At 58.6% G+C, this 20,741-nt stretch carries 20 protein-coding genes, 2 riboswitches and 1 other annotated feature; of the genes, 18 read left to right on the top strand and 2 right to left on the bottom strand.

Translation table 11 applies throughout. The features are described from left to right. Positions 1 to 134 precede the first annotated feature (134 nt). Together EV586_RS21410 and EV586_RS20990 are read right to left on the bottom strand one after the other, a co-directional pair. A complete protein-coding gene (locus EV586_RS21410; protein ID WP_243652916.1) occupies positions 135 to 998 on the bottom strand; it encodes a C40 family peptidase in 864 nt (287 codons plus the stop codon). 8 nt (positions 999 to 1,006) lie between these two features. Further along, positions 1,007 to 1,157, bottom strand: a riboswitch (cyclic di-AMP (ydaO/yuaA leader). 91 nt (positions 1,158 to 1,248) lie between these two features. Further along, positions 1,249 to 1,401, bottom strand: a complete 153-nt coding sequence (locus EV586_RS20990) for a hypothetical protein (protein ID WP_165898233.1) — start codon at positions 1,399 to 1,401, stop codon at positions 1,249 to 1,251. A 139-nt stretch (positions 1,402 to 1,540) separates the two neighbouring features. On the opposite strand from EV586_RS20990, the gene EV586_RS04425 reads away from it, so the two are divergent. The 18 genes from EV586_RS04425 (at position 1,541) to mreD (ending at position 20,694) form a co-directional block, all read left to right on the top strand. Beyond that, positions 1,541 to 2,968, top strand: a complete 1,428-nt coding sequence (locus tag EV586_RS04425; RefSeq protein ID WP_132943831.1) for a phosphohexomutase domain-containing protein — start codon at positions 1,541 to 1,543, stop codon at positions 2,966 to 2,968. A 99-nt stretch (positions 2,969 to 3,067) separates the two neighbouring features. Continuing rightward, positions 3,068 to 3,211 (top strand): hypothetical protein, encoded by a 144-nt coding sequence (locus EV586_RS20985; RefSeq protein WP_165898232.1) that lies wholly within the window; start codon positions 3,068 to 3,070, stop codon positions 3,209 to 3,211. Positions 3,212 to 3,214: 3 nt separating this feature from the next. Continuing rightward, entirely contained in the window at positions 3,215 to 4,426 is a 1,212-nt protein-coding gene (locus tag EV586_RS04420) for an ABC transporter permease (RefSeq protein ID WP_132943830.1), read from the top strand. 1 nt (position 4,427) lies between these two features. Then, positions 4,428 to 5,090 carry an ABC transporter ATP-binding protein gene (locus tag EV586_RS04415; RefSeq protein WP_132943829.1) on the top strand — a complete coding sequence of 221 codons (663 nt, stop codon included), beginning with the start codon at positions 4,428 to 4,430 and terminating at the stop codon, positions 5,088 to 5,090. Positions 5,091 to 5,095: 5 nt separating this feature from the next. Beyond that, positions 5,096 to 5,623 (top strand): hypothetical protein, encoded by a 528-nt coding sequence (locus tag EV586_RS04410; protein ID WP_132943828.1) that lies wholly within the window; start codon positions 5,096 to 5,098, stop codon positions 5,621 to 5,623. Between the two features lie 63 nt (positions 5,624 to 5,686). Then, positions 5,687 to 5,924, top strand: a binding site (T-box leader). A gap of 53 nt (positions 5,925 to 5,977) precedes the next feature. Beyond that, complete coding sequence (locus tag EV586_RS04405) at positions 5,978 to 8,635, top strand: valine--tRNA ligase (protein WP_132943827.1); 2,658 nt, start codon at positions 5,978 to 5,980, stop codon at positions 8,633 to 8,635. A gap of 15 nt (positions 8,636 to 8,650) precedes the next feature. Further along, positions 8,651 to 9,949, top strand: coding sequence for a bifunctional folylpolyglutamate synthase/dihydrofolate synthase (locus tag EV586_RS04400; protein WP_132943826.1), 1,299 nt, complete (start codon positions 8,651 to 8,653; stop codon positions 9,947 to 9,949). 83 nt (positions 9,950 to 10,032) lie between these two features. Continuing rightward, positions 10,033 to 11,058, top strand: coding sequence for a type IV pilus twitching motility protein PilT (locus EV586_RS04395; protein ID WP_132943825.1), 1,026 nt, complete (start codon positions 10,033 to 10,035; stop codon positions 11,056 to 11,058). Positions 11,059 to 11,153: 95 nt separating this feature from the next. Further along, positions 11,154 to 11,783 carry a prepilin peptidase gene (locus EV586_RS04390; RefSeq protein ID WP_165898230.1) on the top strand — a complete coding sequence of 210 codons (630 nt, stop codon included), beginning with the start codon at positions 11,154 to 11,156 and terminating at the stop codon, positions 11,781 to 11,783. 192 nt (positions 11,784 to 11,975) lie between these two features. Further along, the gene (locus EV586_RS04385) at positions 11,976 to 12,959 is read left to right on the top strand and encodes a 3D domain-containing protein (protein WP_132943823.1); all 984 of its coding nucleotides are present in this window, start codon (positions 11,976 to 11,978) and stop codon (positions 12,957 to 12,959) included. A gap of 160 nt (positions 12,960 to 13,119) precedes the next feature. After that, a complete protein-coding gene (locus EV586_RS04380; RefSeq protein ID WP_132943822.1) occupies positions 13,120 to 14,007 on the top strand; it encodes an SPOR domain-containing protein in 888 nt (295 codons plus the stop codon). A gap of 39 nt (positions 14,008 to 14,046) precedes the next feature. Beyond that, a riboswitch (cyclic di-GMP riboswitch) is annotated at positions 14,047 to 14,138 on the top strand. A gap of 85 nt (positions 14,139 to 14,223) precedes the next feature. After that, complete coding sequence (locus EV586_RS04375) at positions 14,224 to 15,099, top strand: glycoside hydrolase family 191 protein (RefSeq protein WP_132943821.1); 876 nt, start codon at positions 14,224 to 14,226, stop codon at positions 15,097 to 15,099. Positions 15,100 to 15,191: 92 nt separating this feature from the next. Continuing rightward, positions 15,192 to 16,610: an aspartate ammonia-lyase gene (gene aspA / locus EV586_RS04370; protein WP_132943820.1), complete on the top strand. Its 1,419-nt coding sequence runs from the start codon at positions 15,192 to 15,194 to the stop codon at positions 16,608 to 16,610. Between the two features lie 219 nt (positions 16,611 to 16,829). Continuing rightward, positions 16,830 to 17,429, top strand: coding sequence for a Maf family protein (locus tag EV586_RS04365; RefSeq protein ID WP_132943819.1), 600 nt, complete (start codon positions 16,830 to 16,832; stop codon positions 17,427 to 17,429). Positions 17,430 to 17,434: 5 nt separating this feature from the next. After that, positions 17,435 to 18,139 (top strand): RadC family protein, encoded by a 705-nt coding sequence (gene radC / locus EV586_RS04360; RefSeq protein ID WP_132943818.1) that lies wholly within the window; start codon positions 17,435 to 17,437, stop codon positions 18,137 to 18,139. 86 nt (positions 18,140 to 18,225) lie between these two features. After that, complete coding sequence (locus EV586_RS04355) at positions 18,226 to 19,260, top strand: rod shape-determining protein (RefSeq protein WP_132943817.1); 1,035 nt, start codon at positions 18,226 to 18,228, stop codon at positions 19,258 to 19,260. Between the two features lie 40 nt (positions 19,261 to 19,300). Further along, positions 19,301 to 20,176, top strand: a complete 876-nt coding sequence (mreC, locus tag EV586_RS04350; protein ID WP_132943816.1) for a rod shape-determining protein MreC — start codon at positions 19,301 to 19,303, stop codon at positions 20,174 to 20,176. A gap of 8 nt (positions 20,177 to 20,184) precedes the next feature. Continuing rightward, on the top strand, positions 20,185 to 20,694 hold the full coding sequence (mreD, locus tag EV586_RS04345; RefSeq protein WP_132943815.1) for a rod shape-determining protein MreD: 510 nt from the start codon (positions 20,185 to 20,187) through the stop codon (positions 20,692 to 20,694). The last annotated feature ends 47 nt before the right edge of the window (positions 20,695 to 20,741 follow it).

Genomic DNA, 20,741 nt, shown 5'->3' with positions numbered 1-20,741 from the left:
CTTTTTTAGCCATAAAAAATCCCCTCCGGTCAACAAGGATAAGTCCATCTTATCGATGTCCTTTTTCTCTTGTCTACCATGAGGGGATAATACCACATCGGGACGGTGTCTTTTTGGTGAAAAGGGCATTCGTTTTAGAGAACTCGCTTCGCGCCGATATATTTGGCGCCCCAGTAGTACGGGTCGTTGATTTTGGCGATGCTGACACCTTTGGACGACGTGGCGGAGATAAACTCGCCGTTTCCGGTGTAGATCCCAACATGTCCGACGACGCCTTTCTGATTGAGCGAGAAGAAGACAAGATCGCCAACTTTCAGCGAGCTTTTCGCGACAGGTTGTCCAGACGTGTACTGCTCGCGCGAGACGCGCGGCAAGGTGACGCCGTTTTTCGCGAACACGTACTGCGTCAAGCCTGAGCAGTCAAAACCTTTCGGGGTTGTACCGCCCCAGGCGTAGGGGATGCCCATGTAGGCTTTGGCCGTTTTGATGATCTTTTCGCTGACCGGCACATAGACGGGTGCCAGTGCCTGATGCGTTCTTCCATCTGTTGCGATGATCGCCGACAGTGTCGGTTGGTGCCAAGTGACTTTCGCGTTCAAGGCTTCGGTGGCAAAGCGAACCGGCACAAACGTGCGGTCCTGCTTCAAGACGGGAACGGTATCCATCTCTTCCGCGATCCCGTTGACGATGATCTTGCGGTCGCCCGTCTTTAACTGCACGGTCGTCGTCCCTTTTTTCATCGTCACCGCCACCTGACGCCCATCCGACTTCCACTCCACCTGATAGCCCATCGACTCGGTCAAAAAGCGAATCGGTACCTGCACGCGTTCCGCGTTGTCAAGGTACGGTACCGCATCCGGAAAGGAGACCAACTGGTCGTTGAGCTGCACGTTGTACTTGGGAGCCGGAGCAGCCGCGTCTGCGTCATCCTGCACTTGACACAATATTCCAACAATAGCAAAAACACTGATGGCCAGCTTCGCACGCCATGATTTCATCCTGACAAATACCCTCCTCATTTCGCCTCCGAGGTTAGTTGACGGGTTCGGGAAGAGGATTCCCTGGTTCTCTCAACTGGCAGAACGTTCACCCCAAAGTGTTGCGTCCCCCGTACTCGTCGAGCTATTTCATTCGACAAGATTCGGCATATTCGAGGTTAATTGTACCAAGCAGGATCGGGCAGAGCTAGACGGGAATCGCTGGAAAACCGAAAGAAAGGCTTCCCGCAGCGGGCAGCCTTTCTTTCGGTTAGGCCCCGACAAACATCGCGACCATGATCAGAAACAGCAGGAGCAGCAAAAAGACATCGAGCACGTTCGGGAAGAACAGCGCCCGCAGAAAGACGATCGCGATCGCGCCGCCAAGCAGGATCTTGACCGTGCGCAACAGGTAGTAAAACATCTGGCAGTCCCCCGTTTCCAAGTCCTTTCCCTGACAGTGTATGTGCGCCTGCCCGCCCAAGGTGCGCAAGTCGTGACAAAAGCCTACTCCGGTGCATAGTCTACAAGACACCAAGTACGCTTGCAGGAGGGACCGTCATATGGAAATCCGCTTTGGAACGGAAGGCTGGCGCGGTCAGATCGCCGACACCTTTACGATAAGCAACCTCAAGCTGGTCTGTCAGGCGCTCGCTGACGAACTGCTGGTCCGGGGGACGGCCGAGCAGGGGATGGTGATCGGCTATGACACGCGGTTTTTGTCCGATACGTTCGCCCGCGTCTGTGCGCAGGTGCTCGCTGCAAACGGCATCCCGGTCTATCTGCTCGACTCGGTGACGCCGACACCGCTTCTGTCGTTTGCCGTCCGCTACCTCGACGCGGCCGGCGGGCTGATGGTGACGGCCAGCCACAACCCGAAAGAGTGGAACGGCTTGAAATGGAAAGGTCCGCATGCCGGCCCGGTCGGAGAAGGAGACATCCGGCAGTTGGCCGCACGGGTTGGAAAATCGGCTGTGCAGATCATGCCGTTTGACGAGGCGAAAAGCGCCAACTTGATCCGCCTGACCAATCTGGATTCGCAGTATTTCTCCCAGCTCTTCCGCTTTCTCGAGCCGCCGGGCAGCAAAAAGCGCCGGGTGCACGTCGTCGTCGACGCCATGCACGGCGCGGCCGGGAACTATTTTGCCAGAGCTTTGGAAGAGATGGGCTGCATGGTCACCCGGCTGCGCTCCGAGCCTGACCCGACGTTTGGCGGCGTCAATCCGGAGCCGATCCAGCAAAATCTCGGCCTGCTGATGGAAAAAGTGCTCGAAGTCGAGGCGGATCTTGGACTCGCCACCGACGGGGACGGCGACCGACTCGGCGCGGTCGATGCGCACGGCAATTTCGTCTCGCCGCAGATCCTGTTCTCCCTGCTCACCTTGCATCTGCTGCGCGAACGCAAGTGGCAAGGGGCGGTGGTCAAAACATTTTCGACGACCGGGATGATCGACAAGGTGGCGAGCCTGTATGGCGTGCCGCTGCGCGTTGTGCCGATCGGGTTCAAATACATCTGTGACGTGATGCAAAGCGAAGACGTGCTGATCGGCGGCGAAGAGAGCGGCGGCATCGGCATCCCCCGCCACATGCCGGAGCGCGACGGCATCTTCTCCGGGATGCTGCTGATCGAGCACTTGCTCTGTTCGGGGCAGGACCTGACCGACGCGGCGGAGCATCTGATGTTTCTGGCTGGACATCATGCGTATGACCGGGTCGACGTGCATCTGGAGCAGAAGAAAAAAGAGCAGCTGCTGAAATCCTTGCGCCAAAAGCCGCGCACGTTTGGCGGTCTGGCGGTGGAAGCGGTACAGACGCTCGACGGCATCAAGTACCGGCTGCAAGACGACGGCTGGATTCTGTTCCGTCCCAGCGGCACCGAACCGCTCCTGCGCATCTACGCCGAAGCGAAAGACCCCCATGATCTGCACAAGCTGATCGGGGCGGCGAAACAGCTGATCGGGCAGGGAAAATCGGCTGCGAAAGACCGCTAATCGAAGATCCAAAGGCGACGGCAGCGTCCGCCTTTGGATTTTTTTGGCGTTTCCTCCCCATACTACCCTGTAAGACACTTGAGGAACGGGGGACGCACAATGTTCAGTTCGGCGGAGATTTTTTTTAATTTGATCTGGTTGGCGCTGTTGCTGCTTGGTACAATGATTACGGTCTACATTTTACGAAAAAGCGACCCGTTTGATGACGGTCCTTCCGTCGAGGACGAGACGGAAGAGGTGTAGGCGATGCTGCAGCGGATCAGATGGGCGTGGCGTAATCTGTGGCGCAAACCGTTGCGCAGCGGGCTTCTGCTCACCTCGACGGCGATCACGGCGGCGATGTTGTTTCTGAGCTACTTTTTTCTGATCTCGGTCGACCGCAGCCTGACCGCAAGCGAAGCCCGCTTCGGCGCAGACGTGATGGTCGTGCCGAAGAACTACGGGAAAGTGGCGGAGCAGGTGATGATCACAGGTGAAGTGAGCCCGTTTTATATGCCCGGCTCCGTCGTCGACAAACTGCGGAGCATCCCGGAGGTGCAGGCGTTGACGCCGCAGCTGTACCTGGAGACGTTCTCCGGGACATGCTGTCAGGTCGAAGGAGAATTCCCCGTGGTGGCGTTCGATCCCGAGACCGACTTTACTTTGAAAGGGTATTTCAGCGGGGCGGGGCGCGACCTGACCTCCGAAAAGGTGATCGTCGGCAGCGACGCCGGCGGGAAAAATGCGATCTATCACCTGCAGTACAAGGCGTACCGGGAGACGCTCAAGCTGTTTGGGCGCGAGTTTCAGCTAGCCCGCGTGCTGTTCCCGACCGGGACGGGTGCCGACCGCACGATCTACATGACGCTCGATGCGGCGAGAGAATTGCGGGAAACGGGCGGCAACGGGTTGAAATTCCCCAAAGGCAGCGTGTCGGTGGTGCTGGTCAAGACGGCGCCGGGCGATGAGGAGTTCGTCAAGCGGCAGATCGAGCGCCAGATTCCCGAGGCTTCGGCGGTGACAGGCACCAAGCTGCGCGAAACGATCGAACGGCAGCTGTTTCCGCTGCGGCTGCTGTCCTATTCGATGATCGGCGTGGTGATCCTGATGGCGGCGATCCAAGGGATGACCTTGTTTTCAGCGCTGGTCAACGAGCGGATGCGCGAGATCGGCATGTTCCGGGCGCTCGGCGCCGGCAGGTGGGCCGTGTACCGGCTGCTGCTGACCGAATCGCTTTTGGCCAGCGTGACCGGCGGGGCGGTCGGCGTGTTTCTGGTCGCGGCGATGCTCGCCGACAACCAGGCGGTGATCGCCAAAGCGTTTCAATTGCCGCTGCTGTTTCCCAGATTTCTGCCGTCGCTATTGCTGGCGGGCGGCGCGGTGCTGTTGACCGCTCTGATCGGCATGCTGGCGGCGGCGGTGCCGATCCGCTCGATCTTGCGGCAGAATCCGTATGACGCGATCCGGGAGGGCGAGTAGGATGCTGAAGCTGACAGGTGTCAAGAAGACCTACAAAAGTCCGCAAGGCTTCGTGAAAGCGCTGCGGGGCGTGGATCTGGAGATCGCAGACGGCGATTTTCTGGCTGTGATGGGACCTTCGGGCAGCGGGAAATCGACGTTGTTGTCGATCATCGGGCTGCTCAGCTCGCCGACGAAAGGGTCGGTGCAGATCGGCGGACGGGAGACGAGCGGCTTGCGCGAGCGGGATCGCACCAAGCTGCGCTCGGAGGAGATCGGGTTCGTTTTTCAATTTCCCAGTCTTGTCTCCACGCTCAATGTGCGAGAGAATGTAGTATTGCCAAAAATGCTGGCCGGCGCTGTCAGCTCAGCAGACCTCGCACGGGCGGATGAACTGCTCGCACTGGTCGGCCTCGGCGAGCGGGGCGTAGACCGCTCGTTTGCGCTGAGCGGCGGGGAACAGCGGCGCGTGGCGCTGGCCAGGGCGCTGATGAACGATCCGCGCCTGCTGCTCGCCGATGAGCCGACCGGGGCGCTCGACGACGGGACGGCAGCGGAGATGATGGAGTTATTACATACGGCCAACGCTGCGGGCAAGACTGTGGTGATGGTCACGCATGACAAGGCGATGGCCCGGCGGGCGCATCGTCTGGTACAGATTCGGGATGGAGTGATGGTGGAGTGAAAGCTTTGAATTGGCGTTTTCTTTTGATTACTTCCGGGGTGCTGGGGATTTTGGCCGGTCTCGTGCCGGTCTTCCTCGGCGATCAGTATCTGTTTACGACGTTGCCGATCGCGATGATGTTCTCTTCGTTTTTCATCGTGCCGCGCATCAAAGACCGGAAGCTGCCCAGCGCGATTTTGGTCACGATGCTTACGGCGCTGATCTCGCTGGTCGTCTTCTTCATCTATCAGTATGCGACGCTCGATTCGGCGGTGGCGACGGCGAATCTGAAGACGGCGATGGTCAACCTGCCGCTCACGATCCTGATCATTTCGCTGGCCGGTTCCTGGGTTTTTGTGAAAACCAACGAGTGGACCGAAAAGAAGCGCAAGGAAGTCGAAGCGAAGATGGCGGCGAAAAACGGGGACAAGAGCAAGGACAATGGCACTGGCAAACTGTCTGCCGCAGCCAAACTGCGGGAAGCGCGCGGCCAGAAAGCGTACGTGCCGCACGCGACGAAGAAGCGCTACCGCAACACGAAGAAGAAAAAATAGTGCGATTCGGCTTTGACAAGAAGGTTGTTTGCTGTATACTATGAATCAAACAACTTGACACAAGCATTGGCTTTGATGGGAAAGAGTAGGTTTTGAAAGCTCTCAGAGAGGGTGGCTGACACGCTGCGAGGCCGCCTGGGCAGAAGAAGCTGAACGTCGTCCCGGAGTCGTTTTCCTGAACGCGCCCGTTGGGCGCCGGGTAGGGAGAACCGGTGAATCCGTTATCTTCCCGAGCGCGCAGGACACTTGTCTTGCGAACTAAAGGTGGTACCGCGGAAGCAGCGTCTCTTTCGTCCTTTTTACGAGGATGAAAGGGACTTTTTTTATTTATTTTAAACGTGGAGGCAGATCAGAATGGAAGAGAAAAACATTCCGAAAGTGTATGACCCCAAGGCGGTTGAAGACCGCCTGTACAAATGGTGGATCGAGCAGGACCTGTTCAAGGCGAACAGCGAAGCGGACAAAGAGCCGTATGCGATCGTCATCCCGCCGCCGAACGTGACCGGCGTGCTGCACATGGGCCATGCGCTGGACTTCACCTTGCAGGACGTGCTGATCCGCCGCAAGCGCATGCAAGGCTATGACGCGCTGTGGCTGCCGGGCACCGACCACGCAGGCATCGCGACCCAGGCGAAAGTCGAAGGGATGCTCCGCGAAGAGGGCACGTCCCGCTACGACCTCGGCCGCGAGAAGTTCCTCGAGAAGGTGTGGGAGTGGAAAGGGAAGTACGCCGACACCATCCGCAACCAGTGGAGCAAGATGGGCTTCTCGCTCGACTACTCCCGCGAGCGTTTCACGATGGACGAAGGACTGTCCAAGGCGGTGCGCCTCGTGTTCGTCAAGCTGTACGAAAAAGGCCTGATCTACCGCGGCAAACGCATCATCAACTGGGACCCGGCTGCACGCACTGCGCTCTCCGACATCGAAGTTGAGTACAAAGACGTGCAAGGCGCGCTCTACCACATGCGCTACCCGCTCAAGGACGGCAGCGGCTCGATCGTTGTCGCGACCACCCGTCCGGAGACGATGCTCGGCGATACGGCGGTGGCGGTGCATCCGAGCGATGAGCGCTACCAGCACATGATCGGCAAGATGCTCGACCATCCGATCACCGGCCGTGAGATCCCGATCGTGGCAGACGATTATGTCGATATGGAGTTCGGCACCGGCTGCGTCAAGATCACCCCGGCGCACGACCCGAACGACTTTGAGCTCGGCCAGCGCCATGACCTCGAACAGATCATCGTGATGGACGAAGGCGGCAAGATGAACGACAATGCCGGCCCGTACGCAGGTCTGGACCGTTTTGACGCCCGCAAAAAGCTGGTGGCCGATCTGCAGGAAACGGGCGTTCTCTTCAAGATCGAAGAGCACATGCACTCCGTCGGCCACTCCGAGCGCTCCGGCGCCGTGGTCGAGCCGTTCCTGTCCACCCAGTGGTTCGTCAAAATGCAGCCGCTGGCCGACGAAGCGATCAATCTGCAGCAGACGGATGACAAAGTCCGCTTCGTGCCGGACCGCTTCGAGCGCACCTACCTGCACTGGATCGAAAACATCCGCGACTGGTGCATCTCCCGTCAACTGTGGTGGGGCCACCGCATCCCGGCGTGGTACTGCGAACATTGCGGTGAGACGATCGTCGCGATGGAAGCGCCGACCGCTTGCAGCAAGTGCAGCCATGACAGCCTGCGTCAAGATGAAGACGTGCTCGACACCTGGTTCTCCTCCGGCCTCTGGCCGTTCTCGACGATGGGCTGGCCGGAACAGACGGAAGACCTCAAGCGCTACTACCCGGGCAACGTTTTGGTCACCGGCTACGACATCATCTTCTTCTGGGTGGCGCGGATGATCTTCACGGCGCTGGAGTTCACCGACACCAAGCCGTTCCAGGATGTGCTGATCCACGGCCTGATCCGCGACTCCGAAGGGCGCAAGATGTCCAAGTCGCTCGGCAACGGCGTCGACCCGCTCGACGTGATTGAAAAATACGGGGCAGACGCGCTGCGCTTCATGCTGATGACCAACGCATCGCCGGGCAACGACCTGCGCTTCTTCTGGGAAAAAGTCGAGTCGGCGCGAAACTTTGCGAACAAGATCTGGAACGCGTCGCGCTTTGTCGAGATGAACCTCGGCGACGACTTCCACTACCAGGGTCTGGCCGGAGCCACGAAGCTGGGCACCGCCGACAAGTGGATCTTGCACCGCCTGAACGAAGCCGTGCAGCAAGTGAACACGCGCTTGGAAAACTACGATTTCGGCGGCGCAGGTTCGGCGATCTACGAGTTCCTGTGGAACGAATACTGTGACTGGTACATTGAGCTGGCGAAGATGCCGCTGAACGGCGAAGACGAGGAAGCGAAGACCACGACGAAAAACGTGCTGATCTACGCGCTCGACCAGTCGCTGCGCCTCCTGCATCCGTTCATGCCGTACCTGACCGAAGAGATCTGGCAGCACTTGCCGGTGCATGCGGAAGGCGAATCGATCATGAAAGCGACGTACCCGTCCTTCGCTGAGGAGCTGAACGACACGCAGGCGGAGCAGGAGATGAACCTGCTGATCGACCTGATCCGTTCCGTTCGCAACACCCGCGCCGAGATGAACGTTCCGCCGTCCCGCCCGATCACCTTGCTGATCAAGGCGAAGGACGCGGAGATCGAAGCGGTCTTGAATCGCGGCGAGTCGTACATCCGCCGCTTCTGCAACCCGGATGAGCTGACGATCGGCACCAACATCGCAGCGCCCGACAAGGCGGTTTCCAACGTGGTGACCGGTGCGGAGCTGTTCATGCCGCTGGCTGGTCTCATCGACCTCGACGCGGAGATCTCCCGTCTGCAGAAGGAAGAGAAGAAGCTGGACGGCGAAGTGGAGCGCATCGAAAAGAAGCTGAACAACCAAGGCTTTGTGGCGAAAGCGCCGGCCGATGTCATCGAAACGGAAAAGGCCAAACTGGCCGACTACGAAGAGAAGCGCGAAAAAGTACGCGCCCGCATCGCAGAGTTGCGCGGCTAAAGGAGTACCAATTACGTGTCAGCGATAGAATGGATTCACAGCTTTGACCGCTTTGACGGAAAGGGCGGCATCAAGCCGGGGTTGGAGCGCATGGTGGCGATGCTCGACCGGCTGGGCCGTCCGCATGACCGTCTCCGATTTGTCCATGTGGCCGGCACGAACGGCAAAGGCTCCACCTGTTCTTATCTCGCCTCGATGTTGCAGGCAGAAGGATACAAAGTCGGACTGTACACCTCGCCCTATCTGATTCAGTTCCATGACCGAATGACTGTCGGCGGTGTGAACATTTCCGATGCCGAGCTGGAAGTGATCGCAAGCGAGCTGCGCCCCGTCGTCGAAGCAGTGGCGGCGACGGAAGCGGGGCGGCCGACCGAGTTTGAGGTGTTAAGCGTGTTGTCCATCCTGCACTACGCGCGGCAGGCGGTGGATGTGGTGGTGTGGGAGACGGGGCTAGGCGGGCGCTTGGATTCGACCAATGTGGTCACGCCGCTTCTGTCATTGATCACCAACGTCGGGATGGACCATCAGGCGATTCTCGGCGAGACGCTGGAACAGATCGCGGCCGAAAAAGCGGGTATCATCAAGCCCGGCGTACCGGTGCTGACCACCGCGCAAGGCGCCGCGCTGGCGGTGATCGCCGAGACAGCAGACGCCAACAGGTCGGAACTGTTGCAGCACGGCCGTGATTTTTCAGCGGAGCGCACGGCGTTCGGTTGGGACGGGCAGACGTTCGACTGGCAGGGGCTTGGCGTCCAACTGAACGGTCTGCAGATCAAGCTGCTCGGACCGCATCAGATCTGCAATGCGTCGCTGGCGGTGGCCGCCTGTCTGCAACTGCGTGAACTTGGCATCCCCGTCGCGGAGGCGAGCATCCGCCAGGGGCTATTGGACACCGTCTGGGCGGGGCGTCTGGAAGTGGTGGCCAAGGAGCCGCTGACGGTGCTCGACGGCGCACACAACCCGGAAGGCGCAGCGGCGCTGGGGACAGCGCTTCGGGAGTTGATGTCGGAGCAGAAGGCGGTGCTGATCGTCGGCGTGATGGCAGACAAGGCGATCCCGGAAGTGCTGGCGCCGCTCTTGCCGCTGGCCTCGCAGGTGATCGTCACGCGGGCCGACATGCCGCGCTCGGCGTCGGTGGACGCGATGGCCGAGATGATTGCTCGGCTCGACCCGCAGCTCCCGGTTGCCTTGACGCAAACGGTGGAAGAGGCGTTCAACCTGGCCGGGGAACGGGCGCGGGGGACGGGCGAGGCGATCGTTTGCACCGGTTCGCTGTACATGATCTCGGAAGCTCGCGCGCTGTTCTTTCATTAAATAGCAAATCATGCACAATGACGGCAAGGACCCTGGAGACAGGGTCCTTCTTTCATGGCCGGAGACGGGGAGGAGTGGTTAAAATGAAGATGCAGGCGATGTTGCGAAAGGCGTTGGAGCTGCTGGCGTCTGACGTGCATGTGACGGTTGGCGCGCCGCCGATGGTGCGGGTGGACGGGGAGTTGCGGCCGATGCCGGAGCAGGATGTGTTGCGTGCAGAGGACACGTCGGAGCTGGCCCAGGAACTGCTCGGTGCGAAAGGGTGGATGGAGCTGCGCGAGGGGGGCGAATGCGATTTGTCCTATCGATTGCCGGAGGGGGAGCGGTTTCGGGTGCAGGCGTTCCGCAGCATGGGAGAGGTGGCGCTGGCCATTCGGGTGATTCCAAGCCGGGTACCGACGGCGGAGGAGCTGGGGCTGTCCCGGACCGTTTTGTCGTTTGGGGAGCGGAGACAGGGCTTGTTTTTGGTGACGGGGCCAACGGGGAGCGGGAAGTCGACGACGCTCACCTGTTTGCTTGAGCAGATCAACCGGACGTCGCGGCGGCGGATCATCACGCTCGAGGACCCGGTCGAGTATGTGCATGCCCATCAGCAGAGCCTGATCGATCAGCGGGAGGTCGGGCGCGATACGCGGTCGTTTGCGGACGGGCTGCGGGCAGCGCTGCGGCAAGACCCGGATGTGATCTTCGTCGGAGAGATGCGAGATCTGGAGACGATCGCCACGGCGGTCACCGCGGCCGAGACGGGTCATCTGGTGCTGGCGACGTTGCACACGTCAGACGCCCCGCAGACGATCGACCGCATCCTCGATGTGTTCCCGGCCGTTGGACAGCGCCAGATCCGCTCCCAGCTGGCCTCCGTGCTGCTTGGCGTCGTCTCTCAGCGCCTTCTGCCCAAGCGCGGCGGCGGCCGGGTCGCCGTCCAAGAGATCCTCGTCAACACGCCCGGCGTCGCCAATCTCATCCGCACTGAGCAGTCCCACCAGCTGCGCACCGCCATGCAAACAGGCAAAGCGCACGGCATGCAGACGTTTGAGCAGCACCTGCATGAATTAGTCTGCCGCGGGTTGATCGATGCAGACACAGCAAACAAGCACCTCTCGTCCTAGCAGGTGCAAACGGGTTGTTGATTCGGAAGGAGAGTGTCGATGAATGAGCTGGATGCATGTTATGCAACACGGGATAGTAAGGGGAGGTGGTGATGATGAAGGGGCGTCCAAGAAGTAGCAGCGCGAAACTGCGAGGTCATCGTTCGACAGGCGTCGCCCTGTCAGCATTCGTCTTGCCGATTGTGGTAGTTCATGGGGGATTCTCCGGGGAAACAGGCGTGGCGGCGGTGTTGTTTTTGGTGCTCATCCTGCTGACTGTCACCGATTTGCAATCGATGCTGATGCCGAACCGGATCGTCTATCCGTCGCTTGCGATCTTGTTTCTGCTGCGGCTGTTGATTCATCAGGAGCCGTTTTTCCAGTACCTGCTGGGCTGTGCAGTCGGCTTTACCGCGCTGGCGGTGCTGGGGCTGGTGACGAACGGGATGGGGGGCGGCGATGTAAAAGTGTTCGCTTTGATCGGACTGGTTCTGGGGGTCAAAGGGGTGTTATTGGCCCTGTTCTTCTCCTGTCTGTGGGGCACGCTGATCGGTCTTCCGCTCTTGTGGACGCGGCGGATTCGGCCCGGCCAGCACATTCCTTTTGGTCCGTTTATCCTGCTTGGCACTTTCTCGACATGGGCTTACGGCGGCGCGCTGTGGGGGTGGTATTGGCAGCAGTGGAGCGCACCGGCAGACGGACTGTCCTTCTTTTTGTTGGTTCTTGTAACTTTACCACCCGCATAATCTGTCTACGTACCTCCAGTGCCGGAGTGAAAGGAGTGCGTCAAATCCTGTCGAATCGATGCAATATTCAGTTATTTCCATTTCTGCCCATTGCCAGATTCGGAAAGTAGGGTTATACTGTATCCAGTTCTTGTCCGCATGATATTGGGGGTAGTTTCCAGCGTGGGAAATTACAAAAAAAGAGGTGGTTGAGTGCAAAAGGTCAACCGTAAGTCTGTTTACTGCCTTTCTGCAGCGGCTGTCGCACTCCTGATCGGAGGCGTGGCAACAGCAACGTCCACTTACAAGACGGTAACCTTGGAAGTTGACGGACAGAAGCAGGAAATCTCCGGTTTCCAAGTGGGGACGGTAGGAGAGCTGTTGCGCGACAAAGGCGTGACAGTAGGAACAGAAGACTTGGTGCAACCTGCAGCTATAGACGCACTTGCAGAAGGAACGATCATCACAGTCACACATGCAAAATCCATTCAAATCCAGGACGGCACCAATGAAGTGGTCAGCGTGAAAACGCAGGCCGGCACGACAGAAGAATTGCTCAAAGAACTAGGTATCAAGCTGAATCAGGCTGATAAGACCAATCTGGAATTAAGAGCCTCCATCGAAAACGGACAAAAGATCACGATCACACGCAGATCTGAAGAAGTGAAAGTCGCAGAGGAATCCATACCTTTTCAGACCGAACGCCAGCCAGATGCCAACTTGTACACAGGCACTGAGAAAGTGCTGACATCCGGTGTGGAAGGGAAAGCCAAGATCACAACGAAAATTGTGTTCGAAAATGGCAAAGAAGTCGATCGCAAAGACGAGCGCACAGTCGTCAGCGCGCCGGTCAACCAGGTCGTCTCCTACGGAACGCAGCAGCGTCCGGTTGTGGTGGCGAGCAGGGGGAGCGATACCAACCTGACCGCAATGAAAGTGCTCACCATGGCTGCCTCGGCGTACTCGATGCCGGGAGAGCGGACTGCCTCGGGCGGTGCTGCCGGGCAGGGGACGATCGCGGTGGATCCGAACGTGATTCCGCTCGGTACGAAGCTGTATATCGAGGGATACGGATACGGAGTAGCCAGCGATGTCGGCGGGGCGATCAAAGGCAATCGAATTGACATTCATTTTGATACTCGCGAACAGGCACTTCAATTCGGCCGCCGTGCAGTGAAGGTTCACATCCTGAACTGATCGGATCTCTCTATAAGATTAGACGGAAAAAGGTGTTCTCAGGTTTCGTGCCTGAGCACACCTTTTTTTATTTTATCGCTCTTTTTTCTTTGTCATAGCTTTGCAGAACTTTTCATAGACTCTAGCAACTAGACTCGGAATCTGAAAAGGAGCGGTGAGCATGGACAAACCACAAATCAACGTACATATCAAAAGCAAAAGCACAAGTAAGGCCGACGCCTGCACCCGATTTCCATCCCGCCTGCAGCGCGGGCTGAAGAGCAGCGCCGGCAAGGGGCGAATCTTGTTTCCGTTACTTCTCGCCACGCTGACCGGCGTCTTGCTTGGCGTTTGCCTGCTCCTGTTGTTCAAAGGACAGACCGCGTCTGGCATCGTCTCCGCCACATCGCCCGATGCGCCCGCCGCACAGCCGGGCGGAGTCCCGGCCTTCGGTGCCGAGGCAGAATTGCCCGGCGTCTCCTTGTACGCGATGCAGATCGGCGTGTTCAAAGACCGCGCCCGTGCTGAAGCGCTGCAAGCGGCCGTCGCCGACAAGGGCGTCGGCACGGTAATCCGTGGAACCGAACAGTTTCAGGTCTTCACCGCCGTCACCGCTGACAAAGCGGCTGGCAAGCAACTCGAAGCGGCGCTGAAAGATCTGGAGATCCAGCACTATCCCAAGGAGTTCATCATCGAAGCTCGCAGCGGCAAGCTGACGGGCGTCGCCGAAGCGGACGCGAAAACGATCACCACCGGCATCGCGAAGGAATTGCAGCTCGCCGCCGCGATCATGCCGCTGGCGCTCGAACCGTCGCCCGATGCGTCCAAAGCCAAAGCGCTGGCGCCGGAGCTCGCCGCGCTCGACGGCGAGCTGAAAAACTGGCAGACCATCCTCGCCAAGGCGAATCGCACGGAGGAGAAAGTCCTGTTGGAAAAAATGCACGGCTCGCTGTCGGAAGCGGTGAAAGCGGTGCAAGAAGGAAGGGGTATGTTTGCCGCACAAGTTAAATTGACCGCTTTTTATCTCGGCTATGAATCGCTCGTTAGCAACTTGTTGAAAAGTGAGTAGACAAAGCGGGGTACGGCATTTACAATAGGGGTAACCTCATACGGGTAAGGGCAAACTTGTCGAAAGGCAAGGACGCAAAGCCATGGGTCTTCGGACGGCAGCAAGCTGTCACAGATCGCCAGGTTGCAGGAGGCAGACCTTACTCTGCCGCACTCCAGCGCCCTTCCTGATACGGAGAGGGCGTTTTTCATCTTTGCAACAAGGAGTGTAGACCTCATGAATAAAATGATGCGTAACCTCTCGACCCTATGTCTTGCATGCACTCTGGTCACGGGGGTGGCCGTCGCAGACACCGCGCTGGCTCAGCCGGTCGCAGCCGTCAAGCAAAAGCCCAGCTCCCTGACCGGGATCAATTCCTATACAATCTTCTACGGCGAGCCGAAACCGGCCGTCTTGCAAAAGCTGACCGCCTATGAACTGGTCGTGATCGAACCGCGCCTGTGGACCAAGGCTCAAGTTGACACCTTGAAGCAAAAAGGGGTCAAGGTGCTCGGCTACCTCAGTGTGCTGGAGCAATACAAAGACTCCGACCTGCTGAAACAGGCAACAAACGGCGACTATCTGACCATCAAAGGCAAGCGCGACTTCCGTTCGGACTGGGAGTCCTGGTCGATGGACATCAACAGCGCACACTACCGTCAACTGCTGCTCGAAGATTATCGCAGCCAAGTGCTCGCTAAAGGTCTGAACGGCGTGTTCCTCGACACGATGGGCAACGCCGATGACGGCATCTGGCCGTCTGATGTCTCCAATCGCCAGCGTGAAGGGGCGGTGCAGTTCGTCGCCTCGCTGCGTGCGGACTTCCCGGCGCAGACGATCGTGCAAAACTGGGGCCTGACCGCGCTGAAAGACCGCACGGCGCCGTACATCGACGGCATTTTGTGGGAAGACTTCGACCCGCAGGTGGTCAGCAAAGACCAGTGGAGCCAGAACCGGATGAAAGAGCTGTCCGCCCTGAAGCAGAAGCACGGCCTCACGGTGCTGACGGTGGACATTGGGCTGACCGGCAAGCAGAAGACCAGCTATCTGCAGCTCAACAGCAAGCTCGGCTATGTGGGGCAAGTGATCAAGAAAAGCTATGATGAACTCTAAAATGTACCGGATTTGAATGAACCGGTTCGGATATAACGGCAAAGTATGGTACGATAGAGTAATATTTGCACATACAAAGGAGTTTCTCTATCATGACAGCATATCGAGTTGAAAAAGACCTTCTCGGCACAAAAGACGTGCCGGCAGACGCATATTACGGCATTCAGACCCTGCGCGCCGTGGAGAACTTCCCGATCACGGGCATCCCGCCGCATGTGGAGATGATCCGCGCCCTGGCAGCCGTCAAAAAAGCGGCCGCGCTGGCGAACATGGAAGTGGGCGTCTTGAAGAAAAAGATTGGGGAAGCGATCGCCCAAGCTGCTGATGAAGTGCTTGACGGTCAATTCCACGATCAGTTTATCGTCGATTCCATCCAAGGCGGTGCCGGCACTTCGATGAACATGAACGCCAACGAGGTGATCGCCAACCGCGCGATCGAGCTGCTCGGCGGCGCGAAAGGCGAATATCTGCACTGCTCGCCGAACACGCACGTCAACATGGCGCAGTCGACCAACGACGTGTTCCCGACGGCGATCCGCATCGCCTCGCTGAATCTGGCGCAAGGCGTCGTCACAGAGCTGGACAACCTCCGCAACGCTTTGCAGGCGAAGGCACAGGAGTTTGACCAGGTGATCAAGATGGGCCGCACCCATCTGCAAGACGCGGTGCCGATCCGCCTCGGACAGGAATTTTCCGCTTATGCGCGGGTGATCTCCCGCGACTATGATCGCGTCGTGCGCTCGCTCGACAACCTGCGCGAGATCAACATGGGCGCGACGGCGGTCGGCACCGGCCTGAACGCCGACCCGCGCTACATCGTCAAAGTGGCCGAGCATCTCCGCTCGATCACCGGGCTCGACCTCAAGCGGGCTGACGATCTCGTCGATGCCACACAGAACACAGACGCCTACACCGAAGTGTCGGGCGCGCTGAAGATCTGCGCCGTGAACCTGTCGAAGATCTGCAATGACATCCGCTTGATGGCATCCGGGCCGCGCACCGGCCTCGGCGAATTGAACCTGCCGCCGCGCCAGCCGGGCTCGTCGATCATGCCGGGCAAAGTCAACCCGGTCATGGCTGAAGTGGTCAACCAGGTCGCATTCCAAGTGATCGGTAACGATCACACCATCTCGCTCGCCTCGGAAGCGGGTCAGCTGGAACTGAACGTGATGGAGCCGGTGCTCGTCTTCAACCTGCTCCAGTCCCTGTCGATTCTGCAAAACGCGTTGCGCGTCTTCCGCGAGCGCCTGATCGAAGATCTGACCGCGAACGTAGAGCGGTGCCGCCAACTGGTCGAGATGAGCGTTGGCGTCGTCACTGCGATCAACCCGCATGTCGGCTATGAGACGGCGACGATGGTCGCAAAAGAAGCGATCCAGACCGGGCGTTCCGTCCGCGAGATCTGCCTCGAGCGCGGTATCCTCACCGAAGAGGAGCTCGATGTGATCCTCAATCCGTTCGAGATGACTTCACCGGGTATCGCAGGAAGCAAGCTGCTGTTTGGTGAATAAGAACCATCGAAAGATCCGCCTGAAACGGGGCGGGTTTTTCTTTGTCAAATTCGTGTCAACTTCTGTCGCCGTTCTGTTCTGGACAGTCAACAAGATAAAGAGTATATTATCATGGACATAGTTTTCTTTTTCCGGGACAGACTAAAATAATCCAGAGTAGCCAGAAACGGTATTATGCATCTGTTTCTTGGAAAATGAACATGGAGGCGAAGGGCCGCTATGCAGGATCAGCTGTTAGTGCTGGCATCCGGATCTCCGCGCCGGAAAGAGCTTCTGGCCGGTCTGGGACTGTCATTCGAAGTGATTGTGAGCGATGTGGACGAATCGTTTGCGCCGGGCGCAGACCCGGTGGAACTCGTTCAAGAGCTGGCGTACAGAAAGGCGAAAGCAGTTGCGAATTCTTTATCTCATGGGCTGGTCCTCGGAGCGGACACCATCGTGGTGAGCGACGGCGCCATCCTCGGCAAGCCGGTCGATGAAGAAGATGCGAAAAGAATGTTGTCCAAGTTGTCCGGACATGCGCATATGGTATACACAGGGATCGCTTTTGTGGAAGCGGGCGGCGGGCAGGAAGTGCGCGACGTCTGCGGCACCAAAGTGGTGATGAAAGAGCTGTCCCCGGAACTCATCGCGCGTTATGTGGCCAGCGGCCACCCGATGGACAAGGCGGGCGCTTACGGCATTCAAGGAGCTGCTTCCGCCTTCATCCCGGAGATTCAAGGCGACTATTTTAACGTCGTGGGCTTGCCCGTTTCTCTGGTTGCGGATCATTTGGCAGGTTTCGGATTTGAAATCCTCGCTAACCAAGAAGGCAGGTGACCGGTATGGGGGCAGTTCTGCAAGCCCGTCAGCCGGTCCTGGTGCGGGAGATTCCTAAGGAAGATCGTCCGCGCGAACGCATGATGCTTCATGGCGCAGAGTCGCTCAGCAACGCCGAGCTGCTCGCCATTCTGCTTCGCACGGGCTCCCGCGGCTGTTCGGCGGTCGATTTGGCCGAACAGATTCTCAAACGCCTTGGCGGCATCCGCCATCTGATCGACGCGGACCTGAATGAACTGACCGCACTCCCGGGTATCGGGGTGGCCAAAGCGACCGAGCTGAAGGCTGCCATCGAGATCGGACGCCGGGTCGCACGCCTGAAAAACGATGCGCGCCCGACGTTCGCTTCTCCCGCCGATGCGGCAGATTACATGATGGACCGCCTGCGATTTCACCTGAAAGAGCATTTTGTCGTGCTCCATCTGGACACGAAGAATCGCCTGATCGGGGAAGAGATCGTGTCGATCGGTTCGCTGGACTCCTCGATCGCTCATCCGCGCGAAATCTACAAGACTGCGCTCAAGAAAAGCGCCGCTTCGATCATTTGCCTGCACAACCATCCCAGCGGTGACCCCACGCCTAGCTTCGATGATGTCAAAGTGACCCGCCGTCTGGTGGAAGCCGGACAGATTCTGGGTATTGAACTGCTCGACCACATCATCATCGGCGAAAATTGCTACATAAGCATGCAGGAAAAAGGCTGGCTGTAGCACTAGGCAGATCCCTGACTCATGCTGTATAATAGTCAGTTGTTAACATAACTTGTCCCCTCAGGTTTCGGGAAGGAGTAATCACAATGTTTAACAAGTTTTCAAGAGATATGGGTATTGATCTGGGCACAGCCAATACTCTCGTATATGTAAAAGGCAAAGGTATTATCATTCGCGAACCGTCTGTCGTCGCCACCCGCAGCGACACCGGTGAAATCAAGGCGGTCGGGGAAGAGGCGAAGCAAATGATCGGCCGCACCCCGAGCAACATCCGTGCCGAGCGCCCGATGAAAGACGGCGTGATCGCCGACTTCGAAACGACGGCGACGATGCTTCGCCACTTCATCCGCCAGGCGACGGCGAAGAACAAAGGATTGTTCTTCTCGCCGCCGCGCGTTGTGATCTGCGTACCGTCCGGCATCACCGCTGTAGAACGCCGCGCTGTGGAAGATGCGGCGCGCGAAGCGGGCGGCCGTGACCCGCAGGTGATCGAAGAGCCGATGGCAGCTGCGATCGGCGCCGGTCTGCCCGTCGGCGAACCGACCGGCAGCATGGTCGTCGATATCGGCGGCGGCACGACCGAAGTCGCGATCATCTCGCTCGGCGGCATCGTCACCTCCCGCTCGATCCGCGTGGCGGGCGACGAGATGGACGAAGCGATCATCCAGTACATCAAGAAAGCGTACAACCTGATGATCGGTGAACGCACCGCTGAAGAGCTGAAGATGACGATCGGCTCGGCCATCCCGTCCGACAAAGAAGAGACGATCGATGTGCGCGGCCGTGACCTCGTCACCGGTCTGCCGAAGACCTTGACTATCACCGCGACCGAGATCGCCGAAGCGCTGGCCGACACGGTCAACTCGATCGTCGAAGCGGTGAAGATCACGCTGGAGAAGTCGCCGCCTGAGCTGGCTGCCGACATCATGGACCGCGGCATCGTCCTGACCGGCGGCGGCGCACTGCTCAAGAACCTCGACCGTCTTCTGTCCCGCGAGACCGGCATGCCGGTGCTGGTGGCGGAGAACCCGCTCGACTGCGTGGCGATCGGCACCGGCAAGTCGCTGGAGTACAGCCACCTGTTCAAGAGCACCGACAGCAAAAAGCGGCGTGCGCGCTAATCCAGCCCTATCAGGCGTTACAAAAGGAAGTGGGTAACGGGTGACCCGATTTTTTACAAGCAAGAGAATGATGGCGCTTCTCGCCAGTTTCATCTTGCTCGCCGCTTTGGTTGGTCTGACGCTGCGGGAGCGGGAGAAGCCGACTTGGCCGGAAGCCTTCCTCATCGACGCGTTCGGCTGGGTGCAGGGCGTCATCTACGCTCCTGTTCACCACGTTGCCGACTTCTTTGAGCAGATTCAGAACATCAAGGCGTTGTACGAGGAAAACGCCAAGCTGAAGCAGAACCTGAACGATTATTCTTCGATGGCGATCCAGGTCGAAGTGCTGCAACGGGAGAACAAAAAGCTCAAGGACGACCTCTACAAGCTGAAGGACATCTCCGGCCAGTTCGATCTCGTGTCTGCCAACGTCGTCGGGCGCAGCCCGTCCTCGTGGAACAAAGAAATCACCATCGACGTCGGCAGCAAGAACGGCGTCGAGAAAGACATGGCGGTGATCACCGCCAATAAAGGGCTGGTCGGGCGCGTCTACGAAGTAACGCCCTATCACTCCAAAGTGCTGCTCCTCACCGACAAAGAGCGGATGGGGATCTCTGCGAAAGTCTTGAACAACGACGAGAAAAACATCGCCTACGGCATCGTCAGCGGCGCCACCAACGACTTGTCGCACACCGACAAGGTGCGGGTGGAAATGACGGGGATCACGCTCGACACCAAGGTGGAAAAAGGCCAGAATGTCGTCACATCCGGTCTCGCCTACACGCTTTTTCCGGCCAATTTGTATATCGGAAAGATCGCGAGCGTGACCGAGGACAAGTTGGGCCTGACCCAGACGGCAGAGATCGAGCCGGCCGCCAGCCTCGGTTCCTTGGAATTCCTCTATGTAGTGAAAAAAACCAAGGCTGAAGCAAGGTAGGTGAGAAGATGCATCCGCTGCTGATTCTCCTTACGCTGATGGGGGCGCTGGTCGTCCAGTCGACCGTCCTGCAAGTGCAGCCGTTTTCCTTCATCGCGCCGAATCTGATCGTGGTCTTCCTGCTGTACGTCAGCATGATGCGCGGCTCGCTGACCGCCTTGTACTGCGGGCTGTTGATCGGCCTGATTCAAGACATTCTGTTCGGCACCTATTTGGGGCTGTATGCCTATACGTTTGCGACGGTCGGCTACTTTGCCGGCATGACGTTCCGCTCGTACTGGTCGCGCCAACTGGTCATGGTCATTCTGATCATGCTCGGGTACAGCTTCCTCGCTGAGCTCACCGCTTACGGGCTGAGTCGCTTGTTCGGCTATGCGCACGTCGACCTGATGGCGGCGGTGACCCATACGGTGCGCATCATGATCTGGAACGGAGTCTTCGCTTTGCTGCTGTACGTCCCGTCGGTCAAACTGCTGGCCACGGAGCGGGGGAGAAGCATGGCGGAAGAGTCCCTGTAATTGTTGTCCTTACAGCCACGTGGTACGGCGAAACGTCAAGTTTGCGC

It is taken from the genome of Tumebacillus sp. BK434, assembly GCF_004340785.1.
In the GTDB taxonomy this organism is placed as follows: Bacteria; Bacillota; Bacilli; order Tumebacillales; family Tumebacillaceae; genus Tumebacillus_A.
The sequence above is the reverse complement of the archived record's forward strand: the minus strand, read 5'-3'. Positions and strand labels throughout refer to the sequence as shown.